Source organism: Oleiphilus sp. HI0061 (assembly GCF_001635675.1).
On record NZ_LWFE01001685.1, the window covers coordinates 1 to 695 of the forward strand.

The 695-nt window shown below is 43.4% G+C and carries 1 protein-coding gene; it reads right to left on the minus strand.

Annotated elements, in window-relative coordinates:
• The coding region (recA, locus tag A3735_RS25975) for a recombinase RecA (protein ID WP_068638918.1) at nucleotides 1-631 on the minus strand (631 nt) is incomplete at its 3' end.
• Nucleotides 632-695: the final 64 nt, after the last annotated feature.

Consider the following 695-nt stretch of genomic DNA (forward strand, 5'->3'; position numbering starts at 1 on the left):
CACCGGTTGTTGTCTCAGGGTTGCCAAACATTACGCCGATCTTCATACGAATTTGGTTGATGAAAATACACAAGCAATTAGCATTTTTAATATTACCCGTAATCTTACGAAGTGCCTGCGACATAAGTCTCGCCTGCAAGCCCATATGACTATCACCCATATCCCCTTCGATTTCAGCTTTTGGCGTTAAGGCAGCAACTGAGTCAATAATTAATACATCAACAGCACCTGAGCGTACAAGCATATCGGCGATCTCTAATGCCTGCTCTCCGGTATCTGGCTGAGAAACCAAAAGCTCATCAACGTTGACGCCTAACTTCTCTGCGTAAATTGGATCCAAAGCATGTTCAGCATCAACAAACGCACAGGTTTTACCTTGCTTTTGCGCCTCTGCAATAACCTGCAATGTAAGTGTTGTTTTACCAGAACTTTCGGGGCCATAAATTTCAACAATACGACCATAAGGAAGACCACCAATTCCCAAAGCAATATCCAGGCCTAGAGAGCCAGTTGATACAGAGGGGATCGCCTCTCTGGGCTGGTCGCCCNTCTTCATTATTGCACCCTTACCAAACTGACGCTCTATCTGAGAAAGTGCAGCACCTAAAGCTTTCTTTTTGTTGTCTTCCATTTAAATATCCCCTAACTAATAACTCTTTGCAGGCCATAACTAAATATTACGACCAGTAATTTAT